Source organism: Methylobacterium platani (genome assembly GCF_001653715.1).
In the GTDB taxonomy this organism is placed as follows: domain Bacteria; phylum Pseudomonadota; class Alphaproteobacteria; order Rhizobiales; family Beijerinckiaceae; genus Methylobacterium; species Methylobacterium platani.
In genome coordinates, this window is record NZ_LWHQ01000047.1 from 1 (window position 1) to 16701 (window position 16701).

Annotated in this window: 15 protein-coding genes; 6 read left to right on the forward strand and 9 right to left on the reverse strand. The window is 73.4% G+C overall.

Translation table 11 applies throughout. From position 1 onward, the window contains the following. Positions 1 to 206 precede the first annotated feature (206 nt). Together minC and A5481_RS22655 are read right to left on the reverse strand one after the other, a co-directional pair. Positions 207 to 1031, reverse strand: a complete 825-nt coding sequence (gene minC / locus A5481_RS22650) for a septum site-determining protein MinC (RefSeq protein ID WP_197514228.1) — start codon at positions 1029 to 1031, stop codon at positions 207 to 209. Positions 1032 to 1221: 190 nt separating this feature from the next. After that, positions 1222 to 1737 (reverse strand): CreA family protein, encoded by a 516-nt coding sequence (locus tag A5481_RS22655; RefSeq protein ID WP_048436676.1) that lies wholly within the window; start codon positions 1735 to 1737, stop codon positions 1222 to 1224. Positions 1738 to 1919: 182 nt separating this feature from the next. Between A5481_RS22655 and A5481_RS22660 the strand changes: the two genes are divergently transcribed. The 3 genes from A5481_RS22660 (at position 1920) to A5481_RS22670 (ending at position 6612) form a co-directional block, all read left to right on the forward strand. After that, positions 1920 to 2951 carry a DUF2865 domain-containing protein gene (locus A5481_RS22660; protein WP_048436675.1) on the forward strand — a complete coding sequence of 344 codons (1032 nt, stop codon included), beginning with the start codon at positions 1920 to 1922 and terminating at the stop codon, positions 2949 to 2951. Positions 2952 to 3086: 135 nt separating this feature from the next. Further along, complete coding sequence (locus tag A5481_RS22665; protein WP_064504319.1) at positions 3087 to 5324, forward strand: OmpA family protein; 2238 nt, start codon at positions 3087 to 3089, stop codon at positions 5322 to 5324. A gap of 94 nt (positions 5325 to 5418) precedes the next feature. After that, complete coding sequence (locus tag A5481_RS22670) at positions 5419 to 6612, forward strand: MFS transporter (protein ID WP_048433121.1); 1194 nt, start codon at positions 5419 to 5421, stop codon at positions 6610 to 6612. 4 nt (positions 6613 to 6616) lie between these two features. Here the strand turns inward: A5481_RS22670 and A5481_RS22675 are convergent, their stop codons facing one another. From A5481_RS22675 to A5481_RS22690, 4 genes are all read right to left on the reverse strand, one after another. Then, entirely contained in the window at positions 6617 to 6904 is a 288-nt protein-coding gene (locus A5481_RS22675) for a hypothetical protein (protein WP_048433122.1), read from the reverse strand. Positions 6905 to 6913: 9 nt separating this feature from the next. Continuing rightward, positions 6914 to 8785, reverse strand: a complete 1872-nt coding sequence (locus tag A5481_RS22680; RefSeq protein WP_048433123.1) for an OmpA family protein — start codon at positions 8783 to 8785, stop codon at positions 6914 to 6916. Positions 8786 to 8985: 200 nt separating this feature from the next. Beyond that, complete coding sequence (locus A5481_RS22685; RefSeq protein WP_048433124.1) at positions 8986 to 10617, reverse strand: porin; 1632 nt, start codon at positions 10615 to 10617, stop codon at positions 8986 to 8988. Between the two features lie 382 nt (positions 10618 to 10999). Then, entirely contained in the window at positions 11000 to 12841 is a 1842-nt protein-coding gene (locus tag A5481_RS22690; protein ID WP_048433125.1) for an ABC-F family ATP-binding cassette domain-containing protein, read from the reverse strand. Positions 12842 to 13007: 166 nt separating this feature from the next. On the opposite strand from A5481_RS22690, the gene A5481_RS22695 reads away from it, so the two are divergent. From A5481_RS22695 to A5481_RS22705, 3 genes are all read left to right on the forward strand, one after another. Beyond that, a complete protein-coding gene (locus A5481_RS22695; protein ID WP_048433126.1) occupies positions 13008 to 13280 on the forward strand; it encodes a BrnT family toxin in 273 nt (90 codons plus the stop codon). Further along, a complete protein-coding gene (locus tag A5481_RS22700; RefSeq protein WP_048433127.1) occupies positions 13240 to 13557 on the forward strand; it encodes a BrnA antitoxin family protein in 318 nt (105 codons plus the stop codon). Before A5481_RS22695 ends, A5481_RS22700 begins: the two co-directional genes overlap by 41 nt. A gap of 130 nt (positions 13558 to 13687) precedes the next feature. Then, the gene (locus tag A5481_RS22705; protein ID WP_048433128.1) at positions 13688 to 15520 is read left to right on the forward strand and encodes a gamma-glutamyltransferase family protein; all 1833 of its coding nucleotides are present in this window, start codon (positions 13688 to 13690) and stop codon (positions 15518 to 15520) included. Between the two features lie 64 nt (positions 15521 to 15584). On the opposite strand, the gene A5481_RS22710 is transcribed toward A5481_RS22705, so the two are convergent. From A5481_RS22710 to A5481_RS22720, 3 genes are all read right to left on the reverse strand, one after another. Further along, positions 15585 to 15791, reverse strand: coding sequence for a hypothetical protein (locus A5481_RS22710; protein ID WP_048433129.1), 207 nt, complete (start codon positions 15789 to 15791; stop codon positions 15585 to 15587). A 64-nt stretch (positions 15792 to 15855) separates the two neighbouring features. Further along, positions 15856 to 16170: a polyhydroxyalkanoic acid system family protein gene (locus tag A5481_RS22715; protein WP_048433130.1), complete on the reverse strand. Its 315-nt coding sequence runs from the start codon at positions 16168 to 16170 to the stop codon at positions 15856 to 15858. A gap of 73 nt (positions 16171 to 16243) precedes the next feature. After that, a complete protein-coding gene (locus A5481_RS22720; protein ID WP_082984950.1) occupies positions 16244 to 16627 on the reverse strand; it encodes a septal ring lytic transglycosylase RlpA family protein in 384 nt (127 codons plus the stop codon). Positions 16628 to 16701 lie beyond the last annotated feature (74 nt).

The window sequence follows — 16701 nt, forward strand, 5'->3', positions numbered from 1 at the left end:
CGTCGTGGTGGTCTTGCCCACGCCGCCCTTGCCGGACGTCACCACTATGATCTTGGCCATTCTCGTGCTCCCCCAGAGCGGTCGGGATGATGCGGCGTCCGGATCGCGGTCCTGGAGGCGCGCGGGTGGGGTTTCGGATGTCGTTCGACCGGACGGCCCGGGGCGGCGTCGCCCGCGGGATCCCGCCCGGTCGTCTCGCGTCGCGCTCAGTCCAGGGCCGCCATGCGGAGGGTCTCGCCCTCGAGCCAGACCTGGACCGCCTTCTTGCGCAGCTTCGGGTCGGTGGTGTCGGCGGTGCGGAACAGGCCGTCGATGCCGATCAACTCGGGCTCGAACTTGCGGCAGCAGATGCGGGCCCGGGGGTTGCCGCCCGCTCCCGCGATGGCACGGCCGCGCAGCGCCCCGTAGACGTGGATCGAGCCGCCGGCCAGGATCTCGGCGCCCGAGGCGACCGAGCCCATCACGGTCACGTCGCCCTCGGGGTGGTAGACCGACTGGCCCGAGCGCAGCGGCGTCTCGAGGACGAGGGAATTCGGCTTGCGCGGCTCGGGCGCCTTCGGCGCCTCGGGCTTTGGGGCGGCCTCGGCGGGGGCGTCCGCCGGGGCGGCCATCTCGGCCGGCCGGCCGCCGCTGAGGAGCGGCGGCAGCGCCGGGCCGAGCCAGGCCGGCTCGGCCTTCTCGACGCCCATGATGCGGATGCCGCGCTGCTTGAGCTCGTCGACGAGGCCGGCGATGTCCGGCGTCGCCGCCGTCTCAGGCTCGTCGGCCTCGGCGGGTTCGGCCGCCTCGGGGCGGGTCGGGTCTCCCCGGGGGGAGTCCTTGGCCAGGCCCGAGACGTCCAGGATCACGGCGCGCTCGGAGAAGAGCGTCGGCGAGCGCTGCACCAGGGCATCCAGGTGCGAGAACCAGTCGCCGAGCGGCGTCTCCGGCGCGAGCACGAGCGCCCGGAAGGAGCGGCCGCGCAGCGGGAGGGAGGGGCGGGTGAGGCTGATGCTGGTCACGGCGGTTGACGAGTTGTTACTGATCGCCATGAAGCGCGCATCGTGGTTACCGGATCGTTAATGGCCCCCGGCACCGTCAAGAATTCGACGACGGGCGGGCCGATGGAGCACAGCGGCCGAGGCCGTGGGTCGCGAGCATCCGCGCGGATCGTCAGGCAGAAAAAAGGGGCCCGCGCCGACGCGAGCCCCCGCTTCAAGACGTCGATCGACGATACGGGCCTCATCCCATGAAGTCGCCGCATTTCGGCGGCGGCTCGGCGCCCCACGGCATCAGCGGCACCGTCGAGGTCGAGTTCTTCGGCGAGCCCTGCACCACCTTGTCGGAGTAGACCATGTAGATCAGGGTGTTGCGCTTGGCGTCGCAGCCGCGCACGATCTGCATGCTCTTGAAGATCAGCGACCGGCGCTCGCTGAACACGACCTCGCCCTGCTTGATCTTGCCCTTGAACTTGACCGGACCGACCTGGCGGCAGGACAGCGAGATGTCCGAGACCTCCTCGGCGAGGCCGAGCGTGCCCTTGATGCCGCCCTTCTCGGGCTGGGTGTAGTGGCAGGCGACGCCGGCCACGTCCGGGTCGTCGATGCCGTAGACCACGAGCTTGTCGTTCGGCGTCAGCGGGCGCCACACCGTCGACTTGTCGAAGATCCGGTCCGGCTCCTGCGCGAGCGCCGCGCCGGAGGCGGCCCCGAGACAAGCCGCCGCGCAAAGCGCCGTGAGACCCCGCCGCCACACCATCGCGTCAACCTTTCCGCAAACAAGCTTAACGTATGTAGGGAGGCTGTCGCGCGGCGGCGAGGGCGGGTAGAACGATCCGGTCCCGTCCCGCCACGCTTAGCGCATCAGCGCGCGGGGCGGCCTGTTCTCGTCCGCCCTCCGGGGCGGATCGTCCCCCGCATACCGGCCGGTCCCCGAACGCCATGCCGCTGCTTCGCTTCACGGTCCGGCTCGTCGCCGGCATCCTCGCGACCCTGTCCTTGTGTCAGGCTGTCCTGGCCGAGCCCAACGCGGCCGCCTGCCAGCGCTTCCGCGCCGAGCTCGCCGGCCTGCAGCGGGAATCGAACCGCGGCCAGATCGAGGAGATCCAGCAGCTCGTCGCCTACCGCCAGTCGATCGGCTGCGAGGGCGGGCGCTTCCTGTTCTTCGACATGCGGCCGCCGCAATGCGCCCAGGTCGAGCAGCGCATCCGCGCCCTCAATTCCGGCTACGGCGCCGGCGCCCGGGAGGTGTCGAACGCCCGCCGCGAGCAGCTCATCGCCGCCGTGAAGGACGCCTGCACCGGCCTGCCGAGCAACGCCGCGCTGCAATCGAAGCCGGTGGACGGCTTCGGCCGCGGCGGCACGCAGGTGATCTGCGTGCGGATGTGCGACGGCGCCTACTTCCCGATGCCGAACCTGCCCGACGGGCGCGAGGGCGCCGACGAGATGTGCCAGGCGCTCTGCCCGGGGGCCGAGGCCGCCGCCTACTCGATGCCGCCGACCGACAGCGGCCTGACCCAGGCCGCCGCGGTCCAGACCAGGCGCGCCTACTCGGCCCTGCCGAACGCCTTCAAGTTCCAGAAGACCTTCGTGCCGAACTGCTCGTGCAAGGGCACGCAGACCTGGGCCCAGGCCCTGGTCAAGGCCGAGAGCATGTTGGTGCGGCACAAGGGCGACATCTTCGTCACCCCGGCCCAGGCCGAAGCGATGTCGCGGCCGAAGGTGCGCCTGACCCTGGTCGGCCGCGCCGACCGGGCCGCGGCGACGCTCGCCGCCACCGCCGCGGCGCGGGCCGAGGACGGCCCGCCGGAAGCCGGCGAGGCGCCCCGCCCGGCCGGCCCCGAGGAGCGCCCCGCCGTGCGGATCATCGCCCCCAACCTGATCCCGGTGCCGCTCAGCGCCAAGGCCGACGGCCCGCAGGCCGCCGCCGCCCCCGTCGCGACCCCGGGCGCCGCCCCGGTCGCCACGCCGTAGGCTTCGCGCCGCGACCTCCGGGCTTCGCGCCGCGACTTCCAAGACGCCGGTCGGCCGCCCCGCCGGCTGACCCGCGGGAACCATCTCGCCGTCAAGATGTTCGAACGAACCGACGACGGACGAGAGGTTCTCCCGATGCGTTCTGCCCGCGCGCTGCTGCTGACCGGCACGATCCTGCCGGCGCTGCTGCTCCAGCCCCTTCTTGCGACCCAAGTGGCGACCCAAGCGGCGGCGCGGGGAGACGACGCGATCCGGCTGGCCCAGGGCGGTCCGGGCGGCCCCGGGGAACGGGGTGGTCCCGGCGGACCGGGAGGTCCCGGGGGACCGGGGCATGGTGGCGCAGGACCCGGCGGCGAGCGCGGCGGCCCCGGCGGCGGGCCGCGCGAGCGGCCCGAGCCGCGCCAGGAACGCCCTGAGCCCCGCCAGGAGCGTCCGGAGCCCCGCCAGGAACGACCGGAACCCCGCCAGGAACGACCGGAACCCCGCCAGGAACGACCCGCCCCCAGGCCGGAGCCGCGCCAGGAACGGCCCGAGCCGCGCGAGCGGCCCGAACCGCAGCCGCGCGAGCGGCCCGACAGGCAAGAGCCGCGCGAGCGGCCCGACAGACAAGAGCCGCGCGAGCGGCCGGCGCCCCGCGAGCGTCAGGAGCCGCAGGGGCGGCCCGAAGCGCCGCGCGAGCGGCCGGATTCCCAGGATCGCGGGCCGCAGGGACGGCCCGAGCCGCGCGAGCGGCCGGACCAGCGCGAGCCCCGCGGCCCGCGCGGCGAGGAGCCCGGCCGTCCGCCGGCCCCGCCGCAGGATCGCGGTCCCGATCGCGGTCCCGCCGGCCGGCCGGAGCCGCGCGAGCGCCCGGCGCCCGATGCGCGGCCGGATCGTCCGGCGGGTCAGGACAGGCAGCAGGATCGCCAGGACCGCCAGCAGGACCGTCAGGACCGCCAGCAGGACCGTCAGGACCGCCGCGACGATCGCCGCGGGCCCGATGCGCCGGGCGGCCCGGCCCAGCGCGGCCCGGGCCAGCCGCCCGCCCCCGGCCAACCCCCCGCTCCGGGCCAAGCCCCGGGTCAAGCCCCGGGCCGGCCGGTGCCGCCGGCCGGAGGTCCCGGCCAGGCCGAGCCGGGCCGCCCGCCCGCCGGCGAGGCGCAGCCCGGCCGCGGACCCGGCCGTCCGGACGCCCCGGGCGCCGGGCCGAACGGCGCGCCGTTGCCCCCGAACCAGCAGCCGGGCGTGCCCGGCCGGCCCTTCGTGCCGGGCGGCCCGGGTCCGGACGACCGCGGCTTCGACCGCCGCGATCCGCGCGACCAGGATCGCCGGGATCAGGACCGCCGGGACTTCGACCGTCGCGACGGCGACCGGCGTGGCCTCGACGACCGTCGCGGGTTCGACGATCGCGGCGACCTGCCCGGCGGCTATCGTCGCGACGCGCCGGACTACGTCCCGGGCGGCTTCCGCCGCAGCGACGTCGACGTGCGGACCTACGAGGATGTGCGCCGCGCCCGGCGCGAGTTCAACGAGGGCGGCCGCCTGATCATCCGCGAGCCCGGCCGGGTGATCGTGCGCGACGACGACCGCTACTTCCTGCGCCACGACGAGACCGAGCGCTTCCGCCTGCTCGACCGCGACGCCCGCATCGAGCGCCGCGGCCGCGATACCGTGACGATCATCGACCGCCCCGGCGGATACCAGGTTTTCACGGTGGTCGACGACGACGGACGGCTGCTGCGGCGCTACCGCCGCGGTCCGGACGGGCGCGAGGTCGTGCTGATCGACAATTCCTACGCCGGCCCGCCGCGGTCGATCGAGCAGGACGTCGTCGTGCTGCCGCCGCCCGACATCCGCATCCCCCGCGATCGCTACGTGGTCGAGGCGGACCGGGCCGACGAGGGTGCGATCTACGAGGCGCTGACCGCCCCCCCGGTCGCCCCGGTCGAGCGGCGCTACACCCTCGACCAGGTGCGCTACAGCCCGACCCTGCGCGCCCGCATGCGCAGCGTCGACATCGACACCATCACCTTCGACACCGGGTCATGGCAGGTCACGCCCGACCAGGCCCGCCGCCTCGCCACCATCGCGGCGGCGATCAACCAGGCGGTCCAGAACAACCCGCAGGAGGTGTTCCTGATCGAGGGCTACACCGACGCCGTCGGCAGCGACGTCGACAACCTCTCGCTCTCCGACCGCCGCGCGCAATCGGTGGCGGAGGTGCTGACCCGCGACTTCAAGGTGCCGCCGGAGAACTTGACCACCCAGGGCTACGGCGAGCAGTACCTGAAGGTGAACACGCAGGGCCCCTCGCGGGAGAACCGGCGGGTCACCGTGCGGCGCATCACCCCGCTGATCCAGCAGCAGGCCCAGCAGCCCCCGCAGCAGCGCTGAACCCGCCCCCGGGCCGCCCCGCACGGGGGCGGCCCGTTGACCGGGACCGCCGCGTGCGTCACCTGCGGGTCCTCGCGACGCGGAGGACCGGCGGGTGGAGAGCGGCGGCATCGAGATCGGAACTCCCGCCTTCCGCCGCAGCGCGCTCGCGCTCGCGGCGGCGGGCTTCTCCACCTTCGCGGTACTCTACGCGGTGCAGCCGCTGCTGCCGGTCTTCGCCGAGGCCTTCGGCGTCACCCCGGCGGCGAGCAGCCTGTCGCTCTCCCTCGCCACCGGCCTCCTGGCGGTGGCGATGCCGGTCGTCTCGGCCCTGTCGGAGGTCTGGGGGCGCAAGCCGGTGATGCTGGCCTCCCTCGTCGCCTCCGCCCTGCTGACCCTCGTCGCCGCCTGCATGCCGAGCTGGACCGGATTCCTCGTCGTGCGGGCGCTCGCCGGCCTCGCCATGAGCGGCGTGCCGGCGGTGGCGATGGCCTACCTCGCCGAGGAGATGCACGGCCGGGCGATCGGTCTCGCCATGGGGCTCCTCGTCGGCGGCAACTCGCTCGGCGGCATGACCGGCCGGCTCCTGAGCGGCGTCCTCACCGACCATTACGGCTGGCGCGTCGCCCTCGTGGTGATCGGCCTGCTCGCGCTCGCGGCGGCCCTGGCGTTCTGGCGCTGCCTGCCGGCCTCGTCGCGGTTCGCGGCGCATCCGCTGCCGTGGCGGGCCCTGCCCGGCACCTTCCTCGGCCATTTCGGCGATGCCGGCCTGCCGTGGCTCTACGCGGAAGCCTTCCTGCTGATGGGCGGCTTCGTCACGCTCTACAACTACGTCGGCTTCCGGCTGCTCGCCCCGCCCTATTCCCTGAGCCAGAGCGCGGTCGCGGCGATCTTCGTCGTCTACCTCGCCGGCACCGCCTCCTCGACCCTGGTCGGGCATGCGGCGGGGCTGATCGGCCGGCGCCGGGTGCTGTGGCTCGCCATCGCGGTCGGGCTCGGCGGCATCGCCCTGACGGCGGCGGAGAGCCTCGTCCTCGTCGTCGGCGGCATCGTGGTGGCGACGGTCGGGTTCTTCGCCGCCCATTCGGTGGCGAGCGGCTGGGTCGGGCGCCGGGCCCTGCGCGACCGGGCGCAGGCCTCCTCGACCTATCTCTGCCTGTACTATCTCGGCTCGTCGGTGGCCGGCACCCTCGGCGGCTGGGTCTTCGCCCATGCCGGGTGGAGCGGGCTCGTCGGCTTCGTCGGCGGGCTCTACCTCGCGGCGCTCGCGATCGCCCTCCGGCTGGCGCGGCTGCCGGAGCCGGCGTGATCCCTCACGCCCGCCGCGGCACCAGCGCCCCGAGGACGCAGCCGACGAGGTAGGCCGCCAGCATCAGGGCGGCGGTCTCGAGCCGGAAGCCCTCCCGCCCCGGCACCGCGAGGCCCTTGAGGACGAGCCCGGCGAGCGCCGCCGCCCCGGCGGCGACGGCGAGGAGCGCGACCGCGGCGGCGGAGAGGCGCGCCCCGGTCGTGGTGGGGGGACCGGCCCACCATCCGGTGCCGGCCCCGATCAGGAGGGCGGCGAGGAGGCCGGGCCAGGCGACGGAAGCGAGGAGGAGCACGTCGGGATCTCAGGAACGCAGCGCGAAGACGACCGCCCGGCGGTCGATGGAGGCCTCGGCCGGCGCGGGGGCGATCCGGCCGGCCGGGATCCCGGCCTTGAGCAGGTAGTCGACGATCGCCGCGGCGCGCCGCTGCGGCAGGCCGGGATCGGGCAATGCTGGTTTCTCGGCGGGTTTCTCGGCCGCCTTGTCGACCGGCTTGCCGGGCTTCGCCGCCTTGCCCTTCGGCGTCTCCCGCGGCGCGGGGACCTCCCTGGGCGCCGGCGGCAGGACGGTGCCCGGCGGGTCGTCGTGGCCGGCGACCTCGATCCGGGCCTGCGGGCAGGCACGGGCGAGGCCCGCGACCTCGTCGAGGACGGGATAAAAGGCCGGCTTCAGGTCGGCGCTGCCGGGATCGAAGCGCAGGGTCGACTCGCCCGCCAGGGCCGCGAAGGTGTCGCGGCAGGCCGCCGGGTCGCTGCCCGGTGCCGCGCCGCGGGCGCCGACCGCGACCTCGGTCCGCCACCCGGCCGGGGCGATCCGCGCCGCCTCGGCCGCGACGCGGCGGGCGCTCTCGGGATAGAGCCCCTCCCCGGCAATGCGCAGGCTCTCGTCGCGGGCCGTGATCTCGCCCTCGGCGAGCTGGCCGAGCGCGCCGATCCCGGCGGTCAGGGCCTCGACGAGCGCGGGCGGCGCGCCGTCGGCGAGGCGGCTGCGGTCGATTACCCGCTCGCCGTAGAGGTAGGGCCGCAGGGCGGCGCGCAGGGCGTTGCGCGCCTCGGCATCCGGCAGGTGGCCGGTGATCGTGAAGGCGTCCGGTCCGCGCCGGATCGTGGCCAGGTAGGGCGAGACCGGGCTCGCCGTCAGGGCGACGGTGCCGCGGGACAGGCCGGCCGGCAGGCCGGCGGCGAGCGCCTCGGCCTCGCGCACGGCCTGGGTGTCGACGGCGGTGCCGCGGATCGACAGGGCCGCCCCCTCGAGCGCGACATCGCCCTCCCGCACCAGCGCCAGGGCCGCGAAGGCGCGGTCGACGAGCGCCCGGGGATCGATCCCGGCGGGCAGGCCGCGGGCGGTCCGCATCGCGTCGGTCACCGGGGCGCCGTCGGCGACGAGGCGCGCGGCGGCCAGGATCGCGGCGCGGTCGGCCTCGGATTGCGTGTAGCCGTCGAGGCGCAGCCCCTCCGGCCCGCGGCTCGCCGACCAGACGAAGGGCGAGACCACGGCCGGCTCGACCGCGACCTCGCCGACGGTAAAGCCGGCGGGCGGGCGGGCGAGATCGGCCCGGAGCGCCGCATAGGCCTCGACGCTCGCCGCCTCGCCGCGCAAGGAGAGGATGCGGTCGCTCATCGCCGCGGTGGCGCCGGGCTTCAGCTGCAGGACCTGGGCGACGAGGAAGCGGGCCGCCTCGGGAAAGCCGTCCGGCGCACCGCGGGCGGCGCGCGCCGTGTCGCGCAGGACGATCCCGGCGGCGATCCCGGCGGGCAGGCTCCGGCTCAAGGCCTCCGCCAGGGCGGCGCGCCCGAGTTCCGCCGGGCGGTGGCCGATCAGGTCGAGACGGTCGGGCGCCCGGTGGACGACCGCCCAGGCGAAGGGCGCGGCCTCGGCGACGAGGCCGAGCCGGTCGACGATCCGGCGCGGACCCGGGAGAGCGGCGAGAGTGGTGCGGGCGTCGTCGAGGGCGGCCCGCCCCGGCGCCTCGCCGCTCGCCACCAGGTCGCGACCCCGCGCCTCGACCCGCAGCCAGGGCTCGGCGCCGTCGCGGGCGGTGGCCGCGGCGACGGCGTCGGCCGGCGCCTCCAGGGCGGCCTCGAGCCGCGGCTCGGCCCACCCGGTCGCGGCGAACCAGGCCCCGGCGAGGAGGGGAAGGCCGGCGAGCCAGCCGATCGAGCGAATCGCCACCATGGACCTCGTCCCGGGATGCCGCGCGGCGGGAGACGTCGCGCGGGCCCGCCACCCTGGCGCCGGTTTCCGGCATCAGCAAGGCGCGACGGCCCGAACGGAACACCAGACGCAAAAAGGGGTCCCGGCTCGCACCGGGACCCTGAAGGATCGTCCGAAAGCTTCGTCCAGGGGCGGCCCCCGCGGGGGGCCGCCGACGCGACTTAGAAGTCGCGCTGGACGCGCATGCGGATGTTGAACGTGTCGGCCGACTTGGCGGTCGGGAGCACGGCGCCGTTGGCGGCGATCGGCAGGCCGGCGGCGTTCACGCCGGCGACGGCGAGGCCCGACACCTTGTTCTGGTCGACCACGGCGCCGCCCTTCAGGTCGACGCGGTTGTAGAGACCCTCGACACCGATATCGAGGTCCTTCACCGGCGACCAGATCAGGTTCGCGCCGACGACGATCTGGCTCGTGTCACGCAGCGCGGCGCTGTACAGGAAGGCGCCGGGGCTGTTGACCGGGTTGCCGAGGCCGTTGAAGTTCAGCGCGCCGAGCAGGTTGCGGCTGGTCTTGCCGAACGACATCTCGCCGTAGCTGCCGATCACCGCCGAACGCCACTCGGGCGCCCAGTAGTGCAGGTACGAACCGACGACGGTCCAGCTGGTCGACAGCTCCATCCGGCCGGTCAGCGGGTTGACCGCCGCGTCCGCGAAGTAGGTGGCGAACGGCGAGCCCTGGGTGTTGCCGGCGCTGACGGTGTAGGAACCGATATACGAGGAGTAGCCGGTGTAGAGCTGGGCACCCTCGCCGTACGAACCCTGCAGGTACAGGGCGTCGCCGGCGGCGATGAACGGCAGGTTGAACTTCAGGCCGCCCTGCACCGCCCAGCCGTACTCGCTGTTGACGCGCGGGGTGATGACCGAGCCGGCCGCGATGGCGGCGCCGCCGAAGCCGAGGACGGTCGAGGCGTTGCCGGCGTTCAGCTCGTGCACGGCGGCCGAGAGCTGGGCCGAGCCCCAGGCGGCGTCGTAGCGCAGCGCGCCGACGAAGTCGGGCATGCGCGAGGTCTGGCGCAGGTCGTAGAACGCCTCGCCGACCGGGACGCCGTTGGCGAAGGCCACGACCGGGGTCACGTTGGCGGTGGCCGAGGTGAAGACCGCGAAGGAGCTCGCCGTGTTGCCGGCGGTGGCGGTGCCGAACAGCGGGGTCTTGCGGAAGATCGGGTCTTCGACCGACACCGTCGCCGAGAAGCCGTTCCCGAAGGTGGCGGTGTAGGCGAGCAGGTTGGTCGAGGCGACGTCCGAGCCCAGCGAGGTGCCGATGATCTCGAAGTCGTGGGCGTAGAAGTCGTAGAACGAGGCCGCGCGACCGGCGGTGAGGCCGGCGAACTGGATGAAGGCCTTGTCGACGTTCACGTATTGCTGCGAGCGGCCGAACGTGTCGACGCCGATGCCCGGGAAGCCGTTGGCGATGCGGTTCTGCGTGCCCGAGGTCAGGTAGGCGCCGGTGCGGGAGGCGAGCTCGAACCGGACGAAGGCGCGCAGGGTGCCGTAGGCGGTCTGCGTGCGGGCGTCGAGGTTGAGGCGGCCGAGGCCGCGGTAACCCATCAGGTCGCCGTTGTTGCCGGTGCGGGTGTAACCCTGCGAGTAGCCGGCCTCGAAGCGGGCGCGGCCCGAGACGCGCAGGCAGGTATCGGTGCCCGGGACGAAGAAGAAGCCGGCCCCGTAGGCCGAGCAGACACGAACGAATTCAACAGGCGCCGCCTTCTTGATCGGCAGATCGGCAGCCTGTGCGCCAGCCACCACGGTCAAACCGGCAGCCGAACCCAGCAGAAGGCTCTTCACGAGCTTCATCGAGACCTCCAAAGTTTCGAGACCCTGGGGGTGAACGACTGTGTCCCGACGATCCTACTGGAGCCGAACCACGCCACTCTTATCCCCTTGCGCCCGGCGCTCCCTGCTGGGATGTCATCCGGACCTCGCCGGGTTGTGCCCGGCGCAGAGGCACCATGTGCGAGGCGCCGGTAGGGATCAACCGGCATCCGGGCCCGGAACCGTCAAGTCGCCGGGTTTCGGCCGGAATGTTGCACGGACGCCACGAAACCTTGCACGGGTCAGCTAACCTTACGGTTCCCGGCCGCCTGGACTGGTGCTCCGGCGGCCGTCCTCCCGGCAGCTCTCGCGGTCCGTTGGGTATCGGAGAGCGCGGGATTCACGCTCCGGTTGCGTCAGCGCCTCAACCCTCGAGTTCTTCGCGCATCAACTCGAGGGCGAGCCAGCGTTCCTCTGCGGCGGCGAGGTCGGTCTCCGTCGTCGCCAGGGTGCGGGAGATCGCCTCGAAGCGCGCGGGATCGCGGGCGTAGAGCGTCGGGTCGTCGAGGGCGGCCCGCAGCTTGGCCCGGTTGCCCTCCAGGGCCGCGATGCGGGCCGGCAGGGTCTTGAGCTCGTGCTGCTCGTTGAAGCCGAGACGCTTCTTCGCCGCCGGGCGGGCCGGGGCGGGCTGCCCGGCTTCCTTCGCGCCCCTGGCGGCGTCCGGGCGGCCGCCCTGCACCACCCCGCGGGCCTGCACGCCGACGCCGCGCTGGGCGACCATGTCGCTGTAGCCGCCCGCATAGGCGATCCAGCGCCCCTCCCCTTCCGAGACCAGCACCGTATCGACGACGCGGTCGAGGAAGTCGCGGTCGTGGCTGACCAGGATCAGGGTGCCGGCATAGTCGCCGAGCATCTCCTGGAGCAGGTCGAGGGTCTCGAGGTCGAGGTCGTTGGTCGGCTCGTCGAGCACCAGCAGGTTGCCGGCCTCGGCGAGGGCGCGGGCCAGCAGCAGCCGGTTGCGCTCGCCGCCCGACAGCACGCCGACCGGCGTGCGCGCCTGCTCGGGCGAGAACAGGAAGTCCTTCATGTAGCCGATGACGTGGCGGCTCTGGCCGCCGACCTGGACGGTGTCGCTGCCGCCGCCCGTCAGCACGTCGGCCACGGTGCGCTCGGGGTCGAGGGCGCTGCGGCGCTGGTCGAGGAGGTTGAGGGTGACGTTCGCCCCGACCTTCACCACGCCCGAATCGGGCGGGAGGCGCCCGGTGAGGAGGTTGACGAGCGTCGTCTTGCCGGTGCCGTTGGCGCCGACGATGCCGAGGCGGTCGCGCCGCGCGATGCGCAGGGACAGGTCGCGGACGATCGGGCGCTCGCCGTAGGACTTGTCGGGGTAGGACTTGGCGACGTCGCGCGCCTCGATCACCAGGGCGCCGGAGGCCTCGGCCTCGCTCACGGTCAGCGTCGCCGCGCCGACGGGCCCGCGATGCTCGCGGGCCTGGCGGCGCAGGTCGTGCAGGCCGGCCAGGCGCTTGACGTTGCGCTTGCGCCGCGCGGTCACGCCGTAGCGCAGCCAGTCCTCCTCGGCGGCGATCTTGCGGTCGAGCTTGTGGCGGTCGCGCTCCTCCTCCTCGAACACCTGGTCGCGCCAGCCCTCGAAGGCGGAGAACCCCTGGTCGAGCCGGCGCGTCGTGCCGCGGTCGAGCCAGACGGTCGACCGCGACAGCGACTCGAGGAAGCGGCGATCGTGGCTGATCAGCACGAGCGCCGAGCGGCTGCCCTTCAGCTCGGCCTCGAGCCACTCGATCGCCGGCAGGTCGAGGTGGTTGGTCGGCTCGTCGAGGAGCAGGATGTCGGGCTCGGGCGCCAGCGCCTGGGCCAGCGCCGCGCGGCGCGATTCGCCCCCCGACAGCCGGCTCGGATCCTCCTCGCCGGTCAGCCCCAGGCTCTCCAGCAGGTAGCGCGCCCGGTACATCTCGTCGCCTGGCCCCATCCCGGCCTCGACGAAGGACAGGGTGGTGGCGTGCCCGGAGAAATCCGGCTCCTGGGCGAGGTAGCGCAGGGTCGTGCCGGGCTGCAGGAAGCGCACGCCCTTGTCGGGCTCGACCAGCCCGGCGGCGACCTTGAGCAGGGTCGACTTGCCCGAGCCGTTGCGGCCGACGAGGCAGGTACGGTCGCCGGGGGCCAGCGACAGGTCGGCGCCGGTGAGCAGCGGCGTGCCGCCGAAGGTGAGCGCGATGCCCTGGAGGGTGAGGAGCGGAGGAGCGGCCATGGGGTGGGGGATTACGGCAGCCCTTCGCGAAAGGCGAGCCCGGGTGGGGGCGGCAGCGGACTACGTCGCCATGATCGTCCCTCGCCCATCCTCCGGAAACGGAGTGCATCGTGTCGGGCCCCTCGACAACATCACCCCCCTCGAATATCGTAGCTACGATAAATAGATGGCCATCACCGTCGATCCGCCCAAGCGCGACCGCGCCCTGAGCGAGCGGGGCCTGGACTTCCTGTCCGCCGAGGCCGTGTTCGCCGGCCTGCATCACACGTGGCCGGATGCCCGGCGCGACTATGGGGAGCCCCGCAACATCACGATCGGGCACCTCGACGGACGCATGGTCATGATCGGCTGGACCCCGCGTGGCGAGGACCGTCACGTCTTCACGATGAGAAAGTGCAATGAGCGCGAGCAAGCCCGCTACGCCCACCTTTTCCCCTGACGCCTATGGGGCGACCGACTTCGCTAAGGTCGATGCCCACACCATCACGGCCGAGGAATACGATGAGTTGCCGGAACTCACCGAAGCGGATCTTAAGGCGGCCGACACCTATCGGGGCGCGACCCTGATCCGTCGCGGACGGGGCAGACCTCCCGTGACACAGACCAAGAAGCTCGTCACGCTGCGCCTGGACCCCGATGTCGTCGAGCGCTGGAAGGCGAGCGGCCCGGGCTGGCAGACCCGGATGAATGCGGTTTTGCGCGAGGCGATGCCATAGGCATCGGCAAGGCACGGCTCCGCATCGCCGACCCCGACGGATTGCATCGTTCCCGCCGCGAGTTAGAGCCTAGAATGGCGGCCCGTTGCCGCGAAGCCTTGCGCCAGGGCCGCCCGGAAGAGGATTCCCGATGAGCTTCGTCACCCCCGATCCCTTCACCACGCGCCCGGAGATCGACGGCACCTTCGGGGTCGTCGCCTCGACCCACTGGATCGCCACCGCGGTCGGCATGGGCGTGCTGGAGCGGGGCGGCAACGCCTTCGATGCCGGGGTCGCCACCGCCTTCGTGCTCCAGGTGGTCGAGCCGCATCTCAACGGGCCGGGCGGCGACGTGCCGGTGATCCTGCATGACGTCCGGGTCGGGCATCCGCAGGTGGTGTGCGGGCAGGGCCCGGCGCCGCAGGCCGCCACCATCGCGCACCTGCGCGACGATCTCGGCCTCGACCTCGTGCCGGGCACCGGGCTGCTCGCCCCGTGCGTGCCCGGCACCTTCGACGCCTACATGCTGATCCTGCGCGACCACGGCACCTGGCGCCTCGCCGACGTGCTGGAGGCGGCGATCGGGTACGCCCGCGACGGCTTCCCGCTGGTCGAGCGGGTCTCGGCCACCATCGCCACCGTCGAGGGACTGTTTCGCGAGCACTGGCCGAGCTCGGCGGCGACCTACCTCAAGGAGGGCGGCGTGCCGGCGCCCGGCACGCTGTTCACCAATCCGGCTCTCGCCGAGACCTATGCCCGCATCGTGCGCGAGGCCGCCGGCGGCACGCGCGACCAGGAGATCGAGCGCGCCCGCCGGATCTGGTCGCAGGGCTTCGTCGCCCAGGCGATCGACGCCTTCTGCAAGGGCGAACCGGTGATGGACGTGACGGGCAAGCCGCATCGCGGCCTCCTCACCGGGGCCGACATGGCGGCCTGGCAGGCGAGCGTCGAGGCGCCGATCGGGTACGAGTACGGCCGCTACACCGTGCTGAAGGCAGGACCCTGGACGCAGGGGCTCGCGACCCTGCAGCAGCTCGCGCTCCTCAAGGGCTTCGACCTCGACCGCCTCGACCCGGCCGGGCCCGACTTCATCCACCTCCAGGTCGAGTGCGCCAAGCTGGCATTCGCCGACCGCGACACGTTCTACGGCGATCCCGCCTTCGTCGACGTCCCGGTCGAGACCCTGCTGTCGGACGCCTACAACGCCGAGCGCCGCGCGCTCGTCGGCGACACCGCCTCGCTGGAGCAGCGGCCGGGCACGATTCCCGGCTTCGGCAAGGCGCTGGATGCCCGGGTGAGCACGGGCGCCCGGACGGCGGTGGGTTCGTCCGGGGCGGGCGAGCCGACGGTCGGCAAGATCGAGGCGAGCGTGCCGCCGGACGATGCCCGCTCCGGCGTGGTGCGCGGCGACACCGTGCATTTCGACATCATCGACCGGCACGGCAACATGATCGCCGCCACGCCGTCCGGCGGCTGGCTGCAATCCTCGCCGGTGATTCCCGCGCTTGGCTTCTGCCTCGGCACGCGGGCGCAGATGTTCGTGCTCGACGAGGCGCATCCTTCGGCGCTCGCGCCCGGCAAGCGGCCGCGCTCGACCCTGTCGCCGACGATGGCCCTTCGCGACGGACAGCCCTACCTCGCCTGGGGTTCGCCCGGCGGCGACCAGCAGGACCAGTGGATCCCGCAATTCTTCCTGCGCCACGTCCATGCCGGCATGAACCTGCAGGCGGCGATCGACGCGCCGGCCTGGCACACCGAGCACTTCCCGTCGTCGTTCTGGCCCCGCACCGCGCGGCCGGGGGTCGTGGTGGTGGAGAACCGGATCAGCGCCGGCACGATCGCCGAATTGCGCCGCCGCGGCCACGTCGTCGAGATCGGATCGGACTGGTCGGAGGGGCGGCTGACGGCGGCGAGCCGCGACGGGCGGCGCCTCAAGGCCGCCGCCAATCCCCGCGGCATGCAGGGCTACGCCGCCGGGCGGTAGGGCATCGCCATCGAGCGCGAGCAGCGCCCGGCCGCGGTGCGGCCGGGCGCTGCTCGCGCCGCTGCTACATGGTCGGGTTGGCCGGGCCGGTCGGGGACGGGTCGGGGGTGATTGCCGGGGAATTGCCCGGATCGTTCACCGGGATCTCGACCGGCCGGTCGCCCGGGGCCTCGCTCGGCAGCTCGGGCCCTCCCGGGTTCGGGGTATCGGGACCGGGTGTGGGGGGCACGGGATCGTAGGGCTGGTCCGGGATCGGGCCGGGATTCGACATCGAGCGCTCCTCTCTTCGTCGAATCCAAACCGGGGCGCCCGGCCCCGGTTCCGCAGCGTCGAGCCTACTGCTTGGTCAAGAGCTTGGTGCCGTTCTGGCTGACGATCTGCTGGATCTTGTGGGCGAAGATCGACAGCAGGAGCGGCATCCGCACCTCGACCCGCACCGCGTCGTCCTCGACGTCGATGTCGCCGTCGACGCGCTGGTTCATGGCGGCGACGAGGAACGACAGCCGGTCGCCGGTCCAGGTCGCGTCGGCCATGCTGAGACCCGCCTTCTGCAGCATCTCCTTGGCCTGGCCGATCCCGTTCTCCAGCCGGCGGCGGGCCTCGGCCCGGCCGAGCTGATGGGGAATCACGACAACCAGGGGCTTTGCCATCACGTCACGCTCCGCTCGCACGATGAGCCTGATGTGGGGAGGCGTCGCCCGACGGCAACGCCGGGCCGGCCGATCAGTCCACCACCGCCACGGCGACGCGGGCGACGCCGTTCATGCCGATGGCCTTCCCGGCGCCGCGGGCGAGGTCGATGATGCGGCCGTGCGCGAACGGCCCGCGGTCGTTGATCCGCACCACCACCGAGCGGCCGTTGGACTGGTTGGTCACCCGCACCCGGGTGCCGAAGGGCAGGCTGCGATGCGCCGCGGTGAGGCCGTTCGGGTTGAAGCGCTCGCCGCTCGCGGTGCGGTGGCCGGACGCATACCAGGAGGCCTTGCCGCTCTGGGCCTGCGCCGTCGACGCCATCGCGAGGCTTCCCAATCCGGCGAGGGCGACGCCCCCCGCGAGAGCCACGATGCGGGCCGCGTTCGACCGACGCGCAGGCTGGGCGCTGTTCATTCCACTGTCCTTGGTGGTTGCTGATGACCCTGCCAATCGAGACCAAACAGGACGAAAATATGACCGCCCGATTT

Coding starts and splice junctions, on each gene's coding strand:
- minC (WP_197514228.1), bottom strand. CDS start 1,031: ATGGCGATCAGTAACAACTCGTCAACCGCCGTGACCAGCATCAGCCTC.
- A5481_RS22655 (WP_048436676.1), bottom strand. CDS start 1,737: ATGGTGTGGCGGCGGGGTCTCACGGCGCTTTGCGCGGCGGCTTGTCTC.
- A5481_RS22660 (WP_048436675.1), top strand. CDS start 1,920: ATGCCGCTGCTTCGCTTCACGGTCCGGCTCGTCGCCGGCATCCTCGCG.
- A5481_RS22665 (WP_064504319.1), top strand. CDS start 3,087: ATGCGTTCTGCCCGCGCGCTGCTGCTGACCGGCACGATCCTGCCGGCG.
- A5481_RS22680 (WP_048433123.1), bottom strand. CDS start 8,785: ATGGTGGCGATTCGCTCGATCGGCTGGCTCGCCGGCCTTCCCCTCCTC.
- A5481_RS22685 (WP_048433124.1), bottom strand. CDS start 10,617: ATGAAGCTCGTGAAGAGCCTTCTGCTGGGTTCGGCTGCCGGTTTGACC.
- A5481_RS22690 (WP_048433125.1), bottom strand. CDS start 12,841: ATGGCCGCTCCTCCGCTCCTCACCCTCCAGGGCATCGCGCTCACCTTC.
- A5481_RS22695 (WP_048433126.1), top strand. CDS start 13,008: ATGGCCATCACCGTCGATCCGCCCAAGCGCGACCGCGCCCTGAGCGAG.
- A5481_RS22700 (WP_048433127.1), top strand. CDS start 13,240: ATGAGCGCGAGCAAGCCCGCTACGCCCACCTTTTCCCCTGACGCCTAT.
- A5481_RS22705 (WP_048433128.1), top strand. CDS start 13,688: ATGAGCTTCGTCACCCCCGATCCCTTCACCACGCGCCCGGAGATCGAC.
- A5481_RS22710 (WP_048433129.1), bottom strand. CDS start 15,791: ATGTCGAATCCCGGCCCGATCCCGGACCAGCCCTACGATCCCGTGCCC.
- A5481_RS22715 (WP_048433130.1), bottom strand. CDS start 16,170: ATGGCAAAGCCCCTGGTTGTCGTGATTCCCCATCAGCTCGGCCGGGCC.
- A5481_RS22720 (WP_082984950.1), bottom strand. CDS start 16,627: ATGAACAGCGCCCAGCCTGCGCGTCGGTCGAACGCGGCCCGCATCGTG.